General features: G+C 52.3%; 15 protein-coding genes and 1 pseudogene. 2 read left to right on the forward strand and 14 right to left on the reverse strand.

Annotation, left to right across the window (positions count from 1 at the left end; translation table 11 throughout):
• Nucleotides 1-1,395: 1,395 nt before the first annotated feature.
• Nucleotides 1,396-2,070, forward strand: a complete 675-nt coding sequence (locus FS806_RS00005; RefSeq protein ID WP_144931894.1) for a hypothetical protein — start codon at nucleotides 1,396-1,398, stop codon at nucleotides 2,068-2,070.
• Between the two features lie 584 nt (nucleotides 2,071-2,654).
• Here FS806_RS00005 and FS806_RS00010 read toward each other — a convergent pair.
• The 7 genes from FS806_RS00010 to FS806_RS00040 form a co-directional block, all read right to left on the reverse strand.
• The gene (locus FS806_RS00010) at nucleotides 2,655-4,976 is read right to left on the reverse strand and encodes a glycoside hydrolase family 95 protein (RefSeq protein ID WP_225312588.1); all 2,322 of its coding nucleotides are present in this window, start codon (nucleotides 4,974-4,976) and stop codon (nucleotides 2,655-2,657) included.
• A gap of 35 nt (nucleotides 4,977-5,011) precedes the next feature.
• Nucleotides 5,012-5,785 (reverse strand): SDR family NAD(P)-dependent oxidoreductase, encoded by a 774-nt coding sequence (locus tag FS806_RS00015; RefSeq protein WP_144931896.1) that lies wholly within the window; start codon nucleotides 5,783-5,785, stop codon nucleotides 5,012-5,014.
• Between the two features lie 69 nt (nucleotides 5,786-5,854).
• Nucleotides 5,855-6,241, reverse strand: coding sequence for a D-ribose pyranase (gene rbsD, locus FS806_RS00020; RefSeq protein WP_144931897.1), 387 nt, complete (start codon nucleotides 6,239-6,241; stop codon nucleotides 5,855-5,857).
• The gene (locus tag FS806_RS00025; RefSeq protein ID WP_144931900.1) at nucleotides 6,238-6,447 is read right to left on the reverse strand and encodes a hypothetical protein; all 210 of its coding nucleotides are present in this window, start codon (nucleotides 6,445-6,447) and stop codon (nucleotides 6,238-6,240) included. The genes rbsD and FS806_RS00025 overlap by 4 nt, the downstream gene beginning before the upstream one ends.
• A 94-nt stretch (nucleotides 6,448-6,541) precedes the next feature.
• On the reverse strand, nucleotides 6,542-7,336 hold the full coding sequence (locus FS806_RS00030) for an SDR family NAD(P)-dependent oxidoreductase (protein WP_144931902.1): 795 nt from the start codon (nucleotides 7,334-7,336) through the stop codon (nucleotides 6,542-6,544).
• 190 nt (nucleotides 7,337-7,526) lie between these two features.
• Nucleotides 7,527-8,687 carry a UxaA family hydrolase gene (locus tag FS806_RS00035; RefSeq protein ID WP_144931904.1) on the reverse strand — a complete coding sequence of 387 codons (1,161 nt, stop codon included), beginning with the start codon at nucleotides 8,685-8,687 and terminating at the stop codon, nucleotides 7,527-7,529.
• Nucleotides 8,684-9,016 (reverse strand): UxaA family hydrolase, encoded by a 333-nt coding sequence (locus FS806_RS00040; protein ID WP_144931906.1) that lies wholly within the window; start codon nucleotides 9,014-9,016, stop codon nucleotides 8,684-8,686. The genes FS806_RS00035 and FS806_RS00040 overlap by 4 nt, the downstream gene beginning before the upstream one ends.
• 268 nt (nucleotides 9,017-9,284) lie before the next feature.
• On the opposite strand from FS806_RS00040, the gene FS806_RS00045 reads away from it, so the two are divergent.
• The gene (locus FS806_RS00045; RefSeq protein ID WP_144931908.1) at nucleotides 9,285-10,292 is read left to right on the forward strand and encodes a substrate-binding domain-containing protein; all 1,008 of its coding nucleotides are present in this window, start codon (nucleotides 9,285-9,287) and stop codon (nucleotides 10,290-10,292) included.
• A gap of 60 nt (nucleotides 10,293-10,352) precedes the next feature.
• On the opposite strand, the gene FS806_RS00050 is transcribed toward FS806_RS00045, so the two are convergent.
• The 7 genes and pseudogenes from FS806_RS00050 to xylB form a co-directional block, all read right to left on the reverse strand.
• On the reverse strand, nucleotides 10,353-11,204 hold the full coding sequence (locus tag FS806_RS00050) for a CotH kinase family protein (protein WP_313960556.1): 852 nt from the start codon (nucleotides 11,202-11,204) through the stop codon (nucleotides 10,353-10,355).
• Between the two features lie 27 nt (nucleotides 11,205-11,231).
• Complete coding sequence (locus FS806_RS26955) at nucleotides 11,232-11,408, reverse strand: hypothetical protein (protein ID WP_313960557.1); 177 nt, start codon at nucleotides 11,406-11,408, stop codon at nucleotides 11,232-11,234.
• A 255-nt stretch (nucleotides 11,409-11,663) separates the two neighbouring features.
• On the reverse strand, nucleotides 11,664-11,912 hold the full coding sequence (locus tag FS806_RS00055) for a hypothetical protein (protein WP_144931910.1): 249 nt from the start codon (nucleotides 11,910-11,912) through the stop codon (nucleotides 11,664-11,666).
• A gap of 219 nt (nucleotides 11,913-12,131) precedes the next feature.
• Nucleotides 12,132-13,238, reverse strand: coding sequence for a Gfo/Idh/MocA family protein (locus tag FS806_RS00060; RefSeq protein ID WP_144931912.1), 1,107 nt, complete (start codon nucleotides 13,236-13,238; stop codon nucleotides 12,132-12,134).
• Between the two features lie 673 nt (nucleotides 13,239-13,911).
• Nucleotides 13,912-14,534: pseudogene (locus FS806_RS00065) on the reverse strand (ThuA domain-containing protein).
• On the reverse strand, nucleotides 14,531-15,724 hold the full coding sequence (locus tag FS806_RS00070; RefSeq protein WP_144931914.1) for a Gfo/Idh/MocA family protein: 1,194 nt from the start codon (nucleotides 15,722-15,724) through the stop codon (nucleotides 14,531-14,533). The pseudogene FS806_RS00065 and the gene FS806_RS00070 overlap by 4 nt, the downstream one beginning before the upstream one ends.
• An 80-nt stretch (nucleotides 15,725-15,804) precedes the next feature.
• Nucleotides 15,805-17,307: a xylulokinase gene (xylB, locus tag FS806_RS00075; RefSeq protein WP_144931916.1), complete on the reverse strand. Its 1,503-nt coding sequence runs from the start codon at nucleotides 17,305-17,307 to the stop codon at nucleotides 15,805-15,807.
• Nucleotides 17,308-17,370: the final 63 nt, after the last annotated feature.

A 17,370-nucleotide genomic window follows, 5' to 3' on the forward strand; every position in this document is an offset into this window, starting at 1 on the left:
AGCATTATTTGGTGCTTCTTTGGACTACGCCAAAACCGGAAATTTACCAAGGATTACCTCGAAGTGCATAGGTCATGTTAGTTAATGTAAATTGGTAAAACTTGGATCCATTTTTGATAATGATTATCATTATTACCATTATAAGAGAGCTTTGAGGATATATCAATCCTGCTCCCCCATCGTTTTCTCGGTATGTTACGGCACTATATAGGCTGGTCGTCCAAGTCCATTGATGATGTTGAGCGGCTGCGCAGGTGGGGTTAATGCTGGGCGTAAGGCTTCGTTATCTTAGTGCTGCAACTTGTCCTCCCAGTCGGGCACGGTTCATGGATTTCAATATTACCTGGTGGAGGGGCTCGGTTTTACGTGAAATCCGCAGGTCTTTTGGGGGAAATCTGGAGTGCGATGCCCTAATCTAGAGCGATTGTGCAGGTCTTTTTCGGTAAAAGTGGCTTCACGCCCTATTCTAGAGCGATTGTGCAGGTCTTCGGAGCGATTTCGGCGAAATCGCTCCATTTTATCAAAAAGAAATGCACTTTTGATCGTCTTTCGCTCTTTTTTGGAAAAAGGGCCGGATTTTAATGTACTTTTGCTCGTCTTTGAGCTATGCTTCCTTACCGCTCGAGCTTTCCCAACCTATGAGCAACCTTCCCTGCTTTAATCGTTCATGAGTCTCGTTTCCATTTCAACTTTTACTTATCTCGCCTACGAGCCATTCACCTTTTCACCACTTTAACCTTTCTCGCCCATAGGCCATCTTTTCCACTTTAATTTTACACGTTCATGAGTCCCGTTTCCTTTTCCACTTTATTTTTACTCGCTCATGAGCCACACTACCCTTTTCCCGCTTTAACTTTTTCCACCTATGAGCTTCCTTCCCTGCTTTAATCGTTCATGAGTCTCGTTTCCATTTCAACTTTTACTTATCTCGCCTACGAGCCATTCACCTTTTCACACTTTAATCTTTCTCGCCCATGATCCATGCTTCCTTTTCACTTTATTTTTACTCGCTCATGAGCCACACTACCCTTTTCCCGCTTTAACTTTTCCCACCTATGAGCTACCTTCCCTGCTTTAATGGTTCATGAGTCCCGTTCCCTTTTTCCACTTTATTTTACTCGCCCATGAGCCACACTACCTTTTTCCCGCTTTAACTTTTCCCACCTAGTGAGCCACTTTTTCCACGTTACCTTTTTCCCGCCAATGAACCTGTGGTAATCGTCGGTAAAAATTACTATTAAATTTTACCGTAATACTAAATCAAAAAACTGAATAAGCTATTCTTCCGATTCCATTGTATACATGATAATATAGAGTTATAAAGTGACGAAGAACGTCCCTATTCATCTCTTCGATGGATTAGGGGCGTTTTATTTTTTTGGAGGAGGGATTTATTTGGAGTTTAAAGAGAAGCATGCGGAATGGTTGAATGATCATTTGCAAAGAAGATCAGGTGAGAGAAGAGGAAGGCTGGAACGAGGACATAGTCACGGGGAAATTAAATTTTTGCAAAATGTATGGTGGCCGCTTCATGGGAATTTTGACCATCTTCATCCTGAATATGAAGTTCCTGATTGGCGGGGCAGACCCTTTTTCATTGACTTTGCTTGGCTCCCCGGACATACCAAAATTGCGTTCGAAGTAAAAGGATTCGGGCCTCATATCCAAAACATGGACCGTAAACGGTACTGCGATGAATTGAACCGGGAGACATTTCTACAAGGTCTGGGGTTTCGTGTGGTATCCATTCCTTATGACGACGTGGAATCACGTCCCGAATTAACGAGAAGCTTGCTAAGAATACTATTAAATCGCTATATGTTAAGTGAGAAAGAAGCCGAACGCTCCCTTTTTATAGAAAGAGACGTGTTGCTTCTGGCCTTTCAACTTCGACGGCCCATTCGACCGATCGATGTGGTGAAAAAGTTTCAAGTAAATCAAAGGACTGCTGTGCGGCTTTTGCGTACTCTTTGCTCCAAGAACAAGCTTCGTCCTATTCCAGGCAAGGTAAGTTCCAAAGTCTATCGATATGAGTTAATTCGTAGTTTTTCCGACGATTTCTTATGGTAATTGGAACTTATTACGTTCGTACATGCGAGAAATCTATGATGGGAGACAAACGTTTACGTGCAAATCTGCAGACCGTTTGGGGAAGAGGCGGCGAGTGGCCTATTCTAGAGCAATTGTGCAGGTCTTTTCCCGAAAAAGTGGCCGAGTGCCTTATTCTAGAACAATTGTGCAGGTCTTTTCGGTAAAAGGCGGCGTCTCGCCCCGATCTAAAGCAATTGTGCAGGTCTTTTCCTGAAAAAGTGGGCGAGTGGCCTATTCTAGAGCAATTGTGCACGTCTTCCCTCGACAAAGCGGCGCCACGCCCCGATCTAGAGCAATTGTGCAGGTCTTTTCCCGCAAAAGCGGCCAAGTGACTTATTCTAGAGCAATTGTGCAGGTCTTCGGAGCGATTTTGGCGAAATCGCTCCATTTTATCAAAAAGAAATGCACTTTTGATCGTCTTTCGCCCTTTTTTGGAAAAAGGGCCTGATTTTAATGTACTTTTGCTCGTCTTTGAGCTATGTTTCCTTTTTTTGCTAGTAATTTTCCCGCCCAGGAGCCACTCACCCTTTTCCGCAGGAACTTTTCATCATCAGACGAACCCGTTATTCGGCAGCCAATACCTCGTATTCACTCCCGGCCTGCGTGTCGAAAGCATATAAGGCGGCTTCCGGCGAGACTGTGCTGATGATTTGCCCCGCGCTATGGACCACCAACGGTTGATCGCTGCGCAGAGTGCAGCGGCTGCCCGCATTGGAGCGGAGGATGGCTCGGGTCAAGCGGCCTGCGGCCCATTCCAGATCCACCTCGAAGCCGCCTCGCGCCCGCAAGCCGCGGATATGGCCGTCTGCCCATGCAGCCGGCAAGGCAGGCAGCAGCCGCAGCTCTCCTCCGTGCGATTGCAGGAGCATCTCGGCAACTGCGGCCGTTCCGCCGAAGTTGGCGTCGATCTGGAACGGCGGATGATTGCCGAACAGATTCGGCAGCACCGATTGGGCCAGAAGCGCATAGAGATGCTGATAAGCTTGCTCAGCATCTTCCAGCCGCGCCCAGAAGTTGACGATCCATGCCCGGCTCCACCCGGTATGCCCGCCCCCATGGGCCAGCCTTCGCTCTAACGTCCGTCTCGCCGCAACGGCCCAATCCGGCGTCTGGCGAGCGTTGATTTGTTCCCCGGGATGGAGCGCGAACAATTGTGAAATATGCCGGTGCCCGGGCTCCGGTTCGTCGTAATCGTGAAGCCACTCCATAATTTGCCCGTGCTTTCCGATTTGCGGCTGCGGGAGACGGCTTCTCGCTGCTTGAAGCTGTTGGCGGAACGACTCGTCCTCATGCAAAATTTCTGCCGCTTCTATACACGCTGTAAAGAGGGCGTACAATATTTGCGAATCCATCGACGGCCCCATGCATAGTACGCCTTGGCTGCCGCCGGCAGCCAAATATTTGTTCTCCGGCGACAGGGACGGGCCGGTCACCAGACGGCCCTGCTCATCCTCGACCAAATAATCGAGGAAAAACTCGCATGCCTCCTTAAGCGTGGGATAGGCCCGCTGCGCAAGGAAATTTTTGTCCAGCCCATAGCGGTAATGCTCCCATAGATGGAGCGACAGCCAAGCCGCGCCCATCGGCCAAATAATGGAGGAGAGAATGGCTCCGTCCATGGCCGTGTCTCCCCACAAATTGGTGTTGTGATGAGCGACGAAGCCTCTAGCCCCGTACACTCGGGATGCCGTTCGGCGCCCGCTGGCCTTCATGCGGTCGATTAAGTCAAAAAGCGGCGCGTGGCATTCCGCCAAGTTGCAAACCTCGGCGGGCCAATAATTCATCTCCGTATTAATATTAATCGTATATTTCGATTCCCAGCTCGGGGTAAAATTATCGTTCCAGATGCCCTGAAGATTGGCCGGAAGCGAGCCGGGGCGGGAGCTGGCCATTAACAGATAACGGCCGAATTGAAAAAACTGCTCGATCAAGCCATGATCCGGTTCCCCGGCCTGAACCCGCTCCAATCGTTCATCCGTAGGCATGGAAGACCTCCTGCTGGCATCCTCCAGATCAGCCAGCCGCAGCTCCACTCTCCGGAATAAAGCTCGGTGATCCTGCTCATGCCGGCTGCGCAGCTCTGGATAGGCCGTATTCGCGGCGGATTTCAACCTTCCGCGGCATACTTCCAGCGGCTGCTCATGGCGGTATGTCGTTGCCGCTGCGAGATAGAGCGTAATCGAGTCCGCTTCCTCAACCGCGAGGAAATCCCCGACAACCCGCACTCTTCCGCCATCGCTGACTGCTTGCAGTGCCGCACAATATTCGATCCCGTCCGGGCCGCATTGCCCCGCCATCACGATCGAATCATCGCCAATCGAGACCGTTCCGCGGTCGAAGGGCCGCCGGCTAAGATTCGCGCTGAGCGTTAATCCTCCGGGCTTGTCACAGAGCAGCCGGATAACCATCACGTCGTCTACGGCACTGCAAAACAGCTCGCGAGTATAGTTCACCTGGCCGATCGTATATTCGACCCGGGCCACCCCCGCATCCATATCGAGCTCTCTCCGGTAATCCTCTACTTTCCCTTGCTGGCCGGAAAAATATAAATTCAAATCGCCCAGCGGCTGATAGGGACCGAAATATTTGGGAGACGAGGTTAGCGCCATTCGCGCCAGCCGTTCAGCTTCCTCGGGCCGTCCCGCGAACAACAGTCTGCGGATTTCCGCAAGATGCGCCGGTGCGTCGGGGTTGTCTCTCTCCATCGGTCCCCCGTACCAGACTGAATCCTCGTTCAGTTGAATTTTCTCCTCGGCCATTCTGCCGAATATCATCCCGCCGAGCTTGCCGTTGCCGATCGGAATCGCCTGGACCCATTGGGCGGCCGGCTGACGATACCAAAGCCTGTTCCTGTTTAACGCGGGGTCTGCTATAACCTCTTGCAATCTAATCCCTCCCGGCTACAAGAGTAACTTCTTCCCTATGCATTTTTGCCAAACACGACTCCACCGTCAATATATAGGGGAGAGCCCATCATAAACTTCGATTCGTCCGATGCCAGGAACAAGGCGGCCTTGGCCACATCCTCCGGCCTTCCCAGCTCGCCGCTGAGCTGGCGTGTCTTAAGCGATGCGATAGCCGCTTCCGGATCGTCATAAGACGTCCGCAAATAATTCTCGACGAACGGTGTCAGAATCGTACCGGGCAAGAGCGCGTTGACCCGAATGTTATACGGGGCATAATCGACCTGCATCGATTTCGTCAGAGCCAGAACCGCACCTTTGGTCGCTGCATAAGAAGCGCGCCGGGCCAAGCCGATTTCGGCAATACAGGAAGACATGTTAATAATCGAGCCTTCCTTGCGCTCCATCATATGCGGCAGCACATATTTAGAGGGCAGATATACTCCCTTGATATTAATGCTCATCACCTTGTCCCAATTCTCCGGCTCCACCTCATGGAGAGCGCCGACTCCACTGATGCCGGCGTTGTTGAACAACACGTCAATCCTTCCCCATTTGGCTATCCCCTGAGCAACCGTAGCCTTAACTTCCTCGGGGCTCGTTACATCCGCCTTCAGGAAGATAGCTTCCCCGCCGTCTTCTGCAATCTGCTTGACGGTCTCCCGGCCCTTCTCCTCATCCAGATCGTTAACGATTACGAGTGCGCCTTCCCTGGCGAATAACAGGGCGGTGCTTTGCCCGATTCCCGAACCGGATCCGGTAATCAGACACACTTTGTCCTTCAATCTCATCGTTATACCTCCTGACTCCGTTTATAATATGTACCGCTCATGCATGGGCTCCGGCTTACTCACCGCCCTTCACCCCGATACGATCATAATATTGGCATAGGGCGTCGTATCCCCTGTACGAATGACAGCCCTGGATTCCGGACAAATCTCCTTGAATCTGACATGAGGCACAATGGTCCAGCCGACTCCGGGAACGATTTGCTGCATAGCCGCGAAGCGCTCAGGGCTGGCCGCAAGCATTTCTTCCGTGACGATGATTCGATCAATAATAAACTCCCGGTTCACGGCCTGCAGAACATCCATGACGGTGGGCAGATCATCCACCAGCGCCAGGTCCAGCCTTTCTACGGACGTAGGCACCGGGAATCCTTTATCGCTAATTGTGATCAGGTCGGTGTGGCCGGTTTCCGCCAAAATCCGGCTCAATTCCGGATGGAGAATTCCGCTTTTCTTCATTTCCGTTCATCCTCCTTGCCGCCACCGATGACCTGGTTTCGTTGCTCCAGCGTAATCTGCTCGCGTATGGATGGGGCGGGCTTCTTGAAATAGAGCTTTTCCCGCCCGTCTACCAATACCACACTGACCAGCTCCCAGCCTTGCTCGCCCCAATCCGCCAGGACATCGGTCTCCGTTGTCGTCCTGTACTGCCATCTTGCCGTCATCCTTCATCCTCCCTCTCAAAGACGCCGCCATCAACGGATCCATATCCTTCTGCCTCGCTCCATAGGCAGCGAATTCTCCCACCGCACGACTTTCTTATCTTTCCATATGATCTTCCGGCTGCGCGGCTTTGACAGTCAATCCGCCGTCCACCATCAGCAAATGGCCGTTCACCTGCATCGCTTCCTCGGACGCCAAGAAAACAACAGCGTCACCGATCTGCTTAGCCGTACCCAGTCTCTTCATCGGATTCGCTTCAATCTCCTTCTGGCGGATAGAAGGATCGGCCAAATAATCGGTACACATATCGGTATCGACCGTGCTTGGGCCTACCGCATTCACATTAATGTTATATTTGCCGAGCTCGATCGCCATTCCTTTGGTCAGCATGTGAGCGGCTGCCTTCGAGGATTGATAATGGGGAATGACCGGGCTCGTCACCATCAGACTGGCCGTCGACAGGACATTGACGATTTTCCCGTACCGTTTATTCACCATTTTCTCCGCCGCCCTCTGCGAGCAGAGGAAAATCGATTTGACATTAGTGTTATAAGTGCGGTCCCAGGTTTCTTCCTTTATCTTCAAAAAGGGCTCAAACGGAGCAATTCCGGCATTGTTTACCAAAATTTCCACCTCGCCAAGCTCCTGCTCGACCTGCTCGAACATCGCCAGAACCTGATCTTTACGGCCGACATCGGCCTGCACTACCACTGCTCTTGAGCCTAGAGCTTCCACCTTGGCCTTGACGGCTTCTGCCAGTTCGCGGGACCGGTCGGACGTATAATTGATGGCCACGTCCGCTCCTTCTTCAGCCAATCTAAGCACGATAGCCTCTCCGATACCGCGGCTGCCTCCAGTGACGAGCGCAATTCGCTTTTCCAATCTTTTCACTTTATTCTCCCCTTCCGCAGGTATAGCAATGAAAACATGAATACTGGCCCTCAATCGTCGCGGGCTTTTATCTATAATTCCGTGAATCAACTAAGCTTTTCCCGGCAGCTTTCAGCAGCCCCGGCTTCATGCTTCCGCCTTCGCCTGCCTTTTGCTTCAACACCTCATTGGGCAAAAAGCTTCTGTCCGGCTATAGGCTCGGACCGATCCGGTTAATACTGAATTCCTGGTGCCCCAGTATTTCTGCCTTCGTCAGCTTGCCCCGACTGACCTCCTGAATTTCCTCCCAGATGCGTTCCCCGGCTTCCTCCAGACTCAGCGTTCCTGTCAGCATATCGCTGACGTCAACGTCCATGTTGTCGGTCATCCGCTCATACATCTGCTTGTTACCCGTAATCTTGATCACCGGCACGACAGCGGATCCGGTTGGCGTGCCCCGCCCGGTAGTGAAGCAGACGATATGTGCTCCGCCTGCGGCCATTCCGGAGACACACTCGATATCGTTGCCGGGCGAATCCATAAAGTAAAGCCCCTGGCCGGGAATCTGCTCGGCGTACTCTATGACTCCCTCGATCGGCGCCGTACCGCACTTGCTGATGCAGCCAAGCGATTTCTCCTCGATCGTCGTCAGGCCGCCGGCAATATTGCCGGGGCTCGGATTTCCCCCGCGCATATCAGCTCCCATCCGCTCGATTTCCTTCTCGAACCGGTTAACGATATGATACAGCTGCTCCGATATTTCCGGAGTCCGGCACCTGCCGGCAAGCACATGCTCCGCTCCGATAATTTCCGTCGTCTCGCCGATGACAATGCTGCCTCCCTGTTGAATCAGACGGTCCGCGGCCACGCCGAGCGCCGGATTCGAGGCAAGTCCGGAGGTCGCGTCAGAGCCTCCGCATTTTACCCCTACCTTCAGCTCGCTGAGCGGAATCTCGACCTTCTCCTGTCGGTCCAGCTCCTGCCGCATCCGCTTCGCCAGCTCGGTCCCATGCTGGATAGCCTTCACCGATCCCCCGACCGATTGAATATCAAACACCTCTACAGGTTTACCGGTAACCTTAATGGCCTCCGCCAGAGCAATCGGGTCCACCACTTCGCAGCCGAGACTTACAATGATAACCCCTCCGACGTTAGGGTTACGGCCTGTGCCTGCCAAAACATTAAATGTCCGTTCCTTGTCCGCACCAATTTGACTGCATCCATGCTGATGAGGAATCGCTACCGTATCCGGAACTAGCTGAGTTATTCTGCTGCACACCTGGTTAGAACAAATTACGGTCGGAATAATCAGCAGATGGTTGCGTATCCCTGCCTCTCCGTTCGCTCTCCGGTACCCCATAAATGTACTCATACTCCCGTCCCTCCCGCAGCTTGTGCTTGATCTCCGCGTCCGCGTATCCCTTCCACATTATGGACATGAACATGACATCCCTTGGCGATGTCACCGGTCGCCCGGCCGATAACTTCTCCGTATTTGCAGACGTGCGTGCCTGCAGGGATAGGAACAATCGCCACCTTATGCCCGAACGGAATCGCTTCCATAATGGTTAGCGAATGAACGTCATTAGCCACACGGTACGTAATCCGATCCCCCGGCTTCAAATCCTTGATAGCCGTAGCCACATGATCCTTGGCATCCATGACCAGCGCTTCCGCTCCGGCCTGAATGGGTCCTGCCATAATCATCAATCCTCTCTCGATTGGAATGTTATCGATAACTCCAAAATAACAATACCACTTCGAGCTGTCAATCCTTATTTTCGGGTTAACGCAAATTCCTTGAATGGAGCAGACACTTGCAGCCGTAACCGATTCAATGGCGAGGGACGTATTGGCGACTCTTAGAAAAAAAGCCTATAATCAAAGGGGTTATTGCAGGCCATTGATTAACTTCAGTTCCCCAGTGTGATAAAATATCGTTAATCTTAAAGTAAAAGGACGAGAATGAGTGGTCACAATCTACGATATTGCGAAAAAAGCGAACGTCTCCGCCATGACGGTATCCAGAGTTATCAATAACACCGGGCGCATCAGCGAAAAAACCCGGATGAAGGTCAAACGAATCATGGAAGAGATGAATTACGTTCCTAATTCGATGGCGAGAAGCCTCGTGCTGCAGGAAACAAAAATTTTGTCCCTTCTCATTACCGATATTACGAATCCGTTCTATACAACGCTTGCCCGGGGAGCGGAGGATGCGGCCAAGCGGTGCGGGTATAAGCTGCTGTTCGGCAATAGTGATGAAAACTTGATCAAGGAGAAGGAATATGTGGACATGATGCTGACGGCCCGGGTGGACGGCGTATTGTTTGCCCCGGCGGGAGACGGCTCTCTGGAGCATCTGAACACTCTCCGCAAGCACAATATTCCGCTAGTGCTGCTCGATCGGGAGGTTCCCGGCTTCGAAACCGACATGGTGCTCGGGGACAGCAAGGATGGGGCGCGCAAGCTCGTCGAGCATCTCATCTCTCTTGGTCATAAGCGAATTGCTCTGATTAACGGAGCTCTTCAGGTCTCAACCGCACGCCATCGACTTGCCGGGTACAAAGAAGCTCTCAAGCTGAACGATCTTCCTTACGATGACCGGCTGGTGGCGGAATTCGGCTACAAGCCTTTCGCGGACGATTCGTCGCTGGATGAACTGCTTCAACTGGACGATCCTCCTACGGCGATCTTTGCGGCTAACAATTTTTTGGCGATAGGAGTTATTCGTGCTCTGCGGGCTAGAGGAATTCCGGTTCCCGAACAGATTTCCGTCGTCTGTTTCGATGATTTGGGCGAAAGCTCGGTCATTGATCCTTTTCTAACCGTGGCGGCTCAGCCGGCTTATCAATTTGGGGCGCTGGGCATTCAGCTGCTCATCGAACGGATTCAGGACAAATCCGGGGAGGATTACCGCAAAATCATTCTGCCCCCGGAGCTGATCGTCCGCTCTTCCTCCAGAGAGCGGTCATGAAGCAGCCGACACTCGCTCACACTTCATTAAGATTACGAGCCGTCTCTTTGTTCACTGCTATTACAGCTTGGCCATTTCCTCAAGGATGACTTTTCTCCTTTTCTTAATATACTGCTTTATAAAATTCCGCTCACGGCGAAACTGCTGCGGGGAATGTTCGCGGGTCTTGTCGTTTTCCACATATTTGCTTATGCTTCCATGGAGCTGATTAATGAGAGGGGACAGCTTCTTGGTTGTAAAAGAGCTTTTAAGGATTTGACGGAGGATGGCTTTGTAGCGCTTGCGCACGGAAGGATAAGCCAGCAGCTTGTGGGTTAACGTATTTCTTCCGGTAATCGGCACCGGACGGCTGCCGAAATATTTGCCGTAGCTGTCTCTTCCCCAGGTTCCTTCATAATCCCAAGGGATGATTCGGAAGCAGCGGCGTTTTTTATGCCAATAAAGAGCGTAATTTTGATTAAACCCGTCGTAATTTCCCGTCAGTACCGCACCGGCTAACCAGCGCAAATAATTGTCAATATCCAGATTTGTAGATAAATAAGTCCATAGTTCTTTTTTGCCCAGAGAATTGAGATTGGAAATAAAAGACTTAAGCCGGTTTCGATCCTCTTCGCCGCCGATGATTAGATGGTACCCGTCAAAAAGTGACGATTTGCTGCGATTCGTCTCCGGGCTGATCAACCCGAAATTGGCGTCATCATTCGTAGCATAAAACAGGGATTGGAACGGAATCTTCCTTCTTCTGAAGAACGCCCGGTCCACCGCCTCGATTTCCAGATAGACCCCCCTGTTCTTCCGATTAATCTCCAGCAGGGAGAAGCTCGTCCTCGGGCTCGGAACCCCGATCCGTTCAAAGAAACGGAAGGACAAGGCATTGCGGATCATCGACGGATCGTCGAATTCGGCGTTCAAATGAACGGTGCGCCCTTTACTGCGGATTTAGTAAGATTTTTTGGGATAGGTCCGCGTATGACCTCCTCTTACCCGGATTTTAATCGGTACCCTTTTCCCCGACTTTTTGTAAAAGGCTTCAGCAAACTGATCGCTCCATACATCCTTATGCAGCCATTTCCACGAGCTGTCACTGATCATAATTTGTCTTACCGGCATAGTCATGAGTCATTCACCCTTTTCCGGATACTCGCAGCGAATTTTACCAAGCATACGTAAAAGCTGCAGCAGCTCTCTTATGTCTTAGAGACTGTATGCAGGGAAAATTAAGTAAAGCCTATCTTGGTCAGATAGGCTTCTGCTAATCACTGTATGCATAGTCGGTATCCCGGGAAACGGCCAATGCCCAAGAACCGCCAGGTTAGCCGGCGGTTCCTCAGTCCGGATTGATCTGATCCTTGACGGGCAACAAGCTGCCGTTTACCAGTGCTTACCGTGAGTACCGTGGGTACCACGAGTTCCGTGGGTACCGCCTTTTTTGTGTTTACTTTTGTGTTCGTCTCCTGTTTTGTGTTTGCCGTGAGTGCCACGGGTGCCACGAGTTTCACGTTTACCGCGGGTGCCGCGAGTTTCACGTTTGCCGCGAGTGCCGCGGGTTCCACGTTTACCGCCGGATTTGCTGCTGATTTCAGCTTCCGACTCTACCATTTCCGAGATTATTTTCTCCATACGGAATAACCTCCTTTTCTCTTAATGCTATAATCTATGAATCCGGACTTAGTTTGGATTGGGGAAAATGATTAACTCTTAAAAAATAGTAGATTATCCGTCCGTGACAATAGTTTTGCTGAGAAGTCTTCGAGATTATTCCACTGCTCCTATCAGAAAATAAACAGCCGATTTCAGAGACTGGATTCTCCTAATCGGCTGTTCCTCACTCCTATTCATTTAACGGTCCAGCATGTTTTCCGGCAGCCCCATCGGCAAAGGGGCCGGCTGATCGCAGTCGCTTTTCATAGCATAGTGCTTACCTTCTCTCGCCGCCTCGTGTATCCCGTGCATAGCTTCCAGAACATGGTAGGCCAGCTCACCGCTTGCCCTATGCGCTCTTCCGCTGCGGATGGCATAAGCCATATCCAATACTCCCAGCCCCCTGCTGTTGCTTGTATAACCGTGGGTTAGCGGAACCTCGCTCCACTCCTTAGCCTCTTTTCTGCGAATCCGGACAGGACCGTCATAAGTATTCGGATTAGGTACGCTAATCGTTCCTTCACTGCCGTATATTTCAATATTTGGAAGGGTGGAGCCTCCCAAAATATCGAAGCTCGTTATCATCGTTGCTGCTGCCCCGGAGGCAAAATCAAGAATACCCGTCACATGGGTTGGTACCTCTACCTGAATAACTTGACCATATTTGGGCCGGCTCGTAATTCTTCTTTCCGCGAAGGAAATTTGGGCGGAACCGGTCACCCGGCGGATCGGTCCGAGAAGGTGAATCAGAGCGGTCAAATAGTAAGGTCCCATGTCATACATAGGGCCCCCGCCTTTTAAATAGTAGAATTCCGGGTCGGGATGCCAGGATTCATGTCCACCGCTCATCATAAAGGCAGAAGCGGCCAAAGGCTGGCCGATCCAGCCGTCATCGATCAGCTTCCGGGACGTCTGGATTCCTCCACCCAGGAATGTATCGGGAGCGCAGCCCACAAGCCGATTGGCTTCCTTCGCTTTGTCCAAGATTTGCCGGGCATCCTCTACGGTTACTGCCAACGGCTTCTCCACATAGACATGTTTGCCCGCATCCAGAGCAGCCAGGCAGACGCCCGCATGAGCCTGGGGGACAGTCAAATTGATAACGATCTCGATTTCCGGATCCTGGAGAAGCTGCTCCACCCTGCAGGCTACAGGGATTTGATACTCTTCAGCCTTGGCACGAGCCCTCTCCAAATCCAGGTCCGCACAGGCTTTCACCTCTAACAAATCGTAGGACCGGCAATTTTGCATATAGATTCCGCTTATTTTGCCGCAGCCGATAATTCCGACTTTGACTTTTTCCATGAACTTACCACTCTCCTATAACTTACGTGTCTTCCGATGGACGGAACATTATCAGGAACCCCCCGTAAAGTTTAGACTTGCTATCGCTCTGGCGTGACGAGGCACTTCGAGACAGGTTTGACTTCCAATCGCTGTTATCCTCAGTTTCTAAAGAATTTATTATTGAAGGTTGAAATCCGAGGATAACGATGCGACCGCTGCCGCTTTTCCAGTTCCAAACCTTCTTCCCCTTGTGTTTTTCACCAGACATAATGTTCCAGCGATTATTTTCCGCTACCTGATCGAAGGGGATATTAACCAGATACATCGAATAAGGCCACATCCCAGTTCCAAACCTTCTTCTCCGTGTGTTTTTCACCAAACATAATGCTTCCAGCGTTTATTTTCCGCCACCTGATCAAAGGGGATATTAACCAGATACATCGAATAAGGCCACATCCCAGTTCCAAACCTTCTTCTTCGTGCACTTTTCACCAAACATAATGCTCACAGCGATTATTTTCCGCTACCTGATCGAAGGGGATAATCATCAGATATATTGAGCACGACCACCATTGATCAGAACACCGCCCTCTGAATCTTCACTTCAACCGTTTCGCCAGACAATCTCCGGTATACCGATGAACATCAACAGCACTTTTCCGGTTCGACCGCTCCTCTGTTTAGCAACTAATTACTTCGCCGCCCATACCATCCCTTGCCGCATCATGCGCAGCACCGGGGGCATGGCGACGATATCCGCCTGGTGGCCCAGCGAGCAATAAAAAACTTTGCCCGCCCCATATGTCTTCGTCCAGGCAACAGGCATCTCTACCTCGCCGAAACGGGTCGTGGCGAGCACCCGGATAGCCGGATCTATGTGCATATAATACTGTTCGGAGCAGACGTGAAAATCGTCTATCCCCTGCATAATCGGGTGTTCCGGCTCCGTGATGACCACGTCATAATGAACTCCGTCCCCGCCGGGATGAGCACCCATTGACCGCCGACCATAAACTGACATTGAGTTTCATTGCGGAAGGAATCTCCCATCCCTCCATGGCAGCCGGCAATACCGGTCCCGCTCTCGACGGTTTCAAGCAGCGGAACTAACTGTTCCTTGGAGATCTTCCCCATCGTCCAAACCGGGACAATCAAATGATAGTCGGCCAGCTTCTCCTTATCCCGAAAGCTGTCCAGCGTATCGGAGAGATCTACCTGAAATTGTTCTTCTCTCAATTCCCGCGCCAGCAATTCGGCCACCTCTTCTGGCTGATGGCCTTCCCATCCTCCGTGAACAATCAAAGCCCGTTTCATCGATCTATCCCCTCCTCCGACTCGTCTTCCGAGAGCTCCGCCATACGGACCCAGCGCCGTTCCGCAATCGAACGCTCCACTGCTTCCAGCACCTCCTGGCAGAGAACGCCGTCCGCGAAATTCGGCTGAGGCTGGCGATCTTCACGAATTGCGTTCATTAATTCCAACACTTCGTGAATGAAAGTATGCTCATGGCCGATCGTATGGCCGGGCGGCCACCAGGCATCCATATAAGCGTGCGCGGGATCGGTTGCCAGCACCCGGCGGAAGCCTTGAATATCTTCGTCGTCATCCGTCAAATACACCTGCAGCTCGTTCATCCGCTCGAAATCGAATTTGATGCTTCCCAGGCTTCCGTTAATTTCGAAGGAGTTGGTGCAGCGGTGTCCGGGAGCCATACGGCTTGCCTCGAAGCTTCCCAGAGCACCGTTCGCAAAGCGTGCGAGGAATAAGGTGGCATCGTCTACATCCACTTTACCCTTGGGCGCATCCTTGCTTCCTTTCCCGCTTAATCCCGTCATCGAATCGGGCAGCGGGCGCTCGGTGACGAAGGTTTCGCTCATGCCGATCACCTTCTGAATCTCCCCGACCAAGTAATGCGCCAGGTCGATCAGATGCGCCCCCAAATCGCCGTGCGAGCCGGACCCGGCTATCTCCTTCCGCAGCCTCCAGACGAGCGGAAACTGCGGATCAATAATCCAATCCTGCAGAAACCACGCGCGGAAATGAAAAATCCGCCCGAGACGTCCCTCGCTGATGAGCTTCTTCGCCAATTGGACGGCCGGAGTGAACCGGTAATTGAAGCCAATCATATGCTTCACTCCTGCCCGTTCCGCCTCCTTCAGCATCTCCCTCGCCTCCGGCAGCGAAACCGAAAGCGGCTTCTCGCAGAACAGGTGCTTGCCGGCCCTGGCCGCCGCCACCGCAATCTCCTTATGTACGTTGCTCGGCGCATTAATATCGATCAGGTCGATGTCTCCTCTGGCCACCAGAGCCCTCCAATCCGTTTCGCAGCTTTCCCAACCGAATTGCTGTGCAGCCTTCTCGACAGCCGTCCGGTCCCGACCGCAAATCGCTTTCATGACCGGCCTAATCGCGTGCGGAAAGAACATCGGCAGATCACGATAGGCGTGGCTGTGCGCCTTCCCCATAAACTTGTAGCCCACCATCCCAATACGGATAAGTTCCATATCTTTCAGCTCCCTCCAAATGATATGGCGGGGCGGACGATCCGCTCCCTCTTCGCTCCTGCAAACAAGCGTAACGAGATTTAACGGCCCCTGCGGAACGGCAGCAGCCTGGCGTTCAATGATTTCGTAGCTCCATACACCTCTTGGTAGATATCAAATAGCCGAGCGTACTTCTCCCGCGCCTCCGGACGCGGCTCGTACCTGTTCGACCGGGTTATGAACCGGGCGGCGCATTCTTCCAGCGTGGCAAACCACCCGCAGCCGTAGGCAGCCAGCATGGCCGCTCCCATAGCCGGGCCCTGTTCGCTCCCGAGCTTGACGACTGCCGCATCGAAGATGTCCGCCTGCATCTGCAGCCAGATCTCGCTCTTGGCACCGCCTCCGATGGATACGACTGTGTCGATGGTCTTGCCTCCGTCCCGCATCAGCTTCACCGACTCATGAAGGGAAAAAGTGATCCCCTCCATTACGGCCCGAACGAAATCCGCTTTCGTGTGGGCGCTGTCCATTCCGATGAAGCTTCCGCGAATGAGCGAATCCGCATGCGGGGTGCGTTCGCCGACTACATAAGGGGTAAACAGCAGGCCGTTGGCACCGGGAGGAACCGATTCCGCCAGCTTCATTAAAGCCCCGAAGCTCTCATTAGCCGCAAAAATGTTTTTGAACCAGCTTAAACTATAACCCGCAGCAAGGGTGACTCCCATCACATAATAAGCATCCGGCTTGGCATGATTGAAGAAATGAAGCCTCCCCTGATAATCTGCATCGCGGTTCGTCTCGCAAGACAAAATAACCCCCGACGTACCAATGCTGCACAGCGTCTCCCCCGGGCTCAGAATGCCCGCTCCGACCGCTCCGCAAGCGTTATCCGCTCCCCCGGCGAATACCCGGGTATCAGTAAGCAGTCCAGTCTCTAGCGCCACCTCGGGCAGCAGATGCCCGACGCAGTCATGTGACTCTACCAGCAGAGGGCACAGGCTTAGCGGCAGACCGAGACTGTCACAGATGGTTTCGCTCCAGCGTTTGGCACCCACATCCAGCAGAAGCGTTCCTGCCGCATCGGAATAGTCCATATGAAGTTGACCGGTCAGCCGGTAGCGCAAATAATCTTTGGGCAGCACAAATGTAACGGCTCGGCGGAAGCATTCCGGCTCCCGATCACGCACCCACAGCAGCTTGGGCAGCGTGAAGCCTTCCAAAGCCGGGTTTTTGGCAATCGCCAGCAGCCGGTCACCCAGCTTTGCCTCGATTTCCCGGCATTGTGCCGTCGTTCTTGTATCATTCCAAAGGATGGCATGACGAACCGGTCTATGCTCCTCGTCCAATAGGACAAGCCCGTGCATCTGCCCGGAAAAGCTGATCCCTTCAATAGCTTCCGGCGGAACAGCCGCACGGAGCAGCAGATCCTTCAAGCATAATTTCGTTTGCCGAACCCACTCTTCGGGGTCCTGCTCGCTGTAGCCGGACTGTAGCTGGATAAGCGGATATTCCCGCGATGCTTCATGGCAGACCTCCCCCTCCCGGCTGACCAGCACCGTCTTGACGGAGCTTGTTCCCAAATCGATGCCGATAACATATTTCATAATAACGCTCTCCTGGCTTAAAATTCGTTTCGTCCTATTTCTCCACTATATAACGCAAGCTGT

It is taken from the genome of Paenibacillus sp. 32O-W (assembly GCF_007679495.1).
Taxonomy (GTDB): domain Bacteria; phylum Bacillota; class Bacilli; order Paenibacillales; family NBRC-103111; genus Paenibacillus_L; species Paenibacillus_L residui.

Coding starts and splice junctions, on each gene's coding strand:
- FS806_RS00015 (WP_144931896.1), bottom strand. CDS start 5,785: ATGAGATTGAAGGACAAAGTGTGTCTGATTACCGGATCCGGTTCGGGA.
- rbsD (WP_144931897.1), bottom strand. CDS start 6,241: ATGAAGAAAAGCGGAATTCTCCATCCGGAATTGAGCCGGATTTTGGCG.
- FS806_RS00025 (WP_144931900.1), bottom strand. CDS start 6,447: ATGACGGCAAGATGGCAGTACAGGACGACAACGGAGACCGATGTCCTG.
- FS806_RS00035 (WP_144931904.1), bottom strand. CDS start 8,687: ATGAGTACATTTATGGGGTACCGGAGAGCGAACGGAGAGGCAGGGATA.
- FS806_RS00040 (WP_144931906.1), bottom strand. CDS start 9,016: ATGGCAGGACCCATTCAGGCCGGAGCGGAAGCGCTGGTCATGGATGCC.
- FS806_RS26955 (WP_313960557.1), bottom strand. CDS start 11,408: ATGACTATGCCGGTAAGACAAATTATGATCAGTGACAGCTCGTGGAAA.
- FS806_RS00055 (WP_144931910.1), bottom strand. CDS start 11,912: ATGGAGAAAATAATCTCGGAAATGGTAGAGTCGGAAGCTGAAATCAGC.
- FS806_RS00060 (WP_144931912.1), bottom strand. CDS start 13,238: ATGGAAAAAGTCAAAGTCGGAATTATCGGCTGCGGCAAAATAAGCGGA.
- FS806_RS00070 (WP_144931914.1), bottom strand. CDS start 15,724: ATGGAACTTATCCGTATTGGGATGGTGGGCTACAAGTTTATGGGGAAG.
- xylB (WP_144931916.1), bottom strand. CDS start 17,307: ATGAAATATGTTATCGGCATCGATTTGGGAACAAGCTCCGTCAAGACG.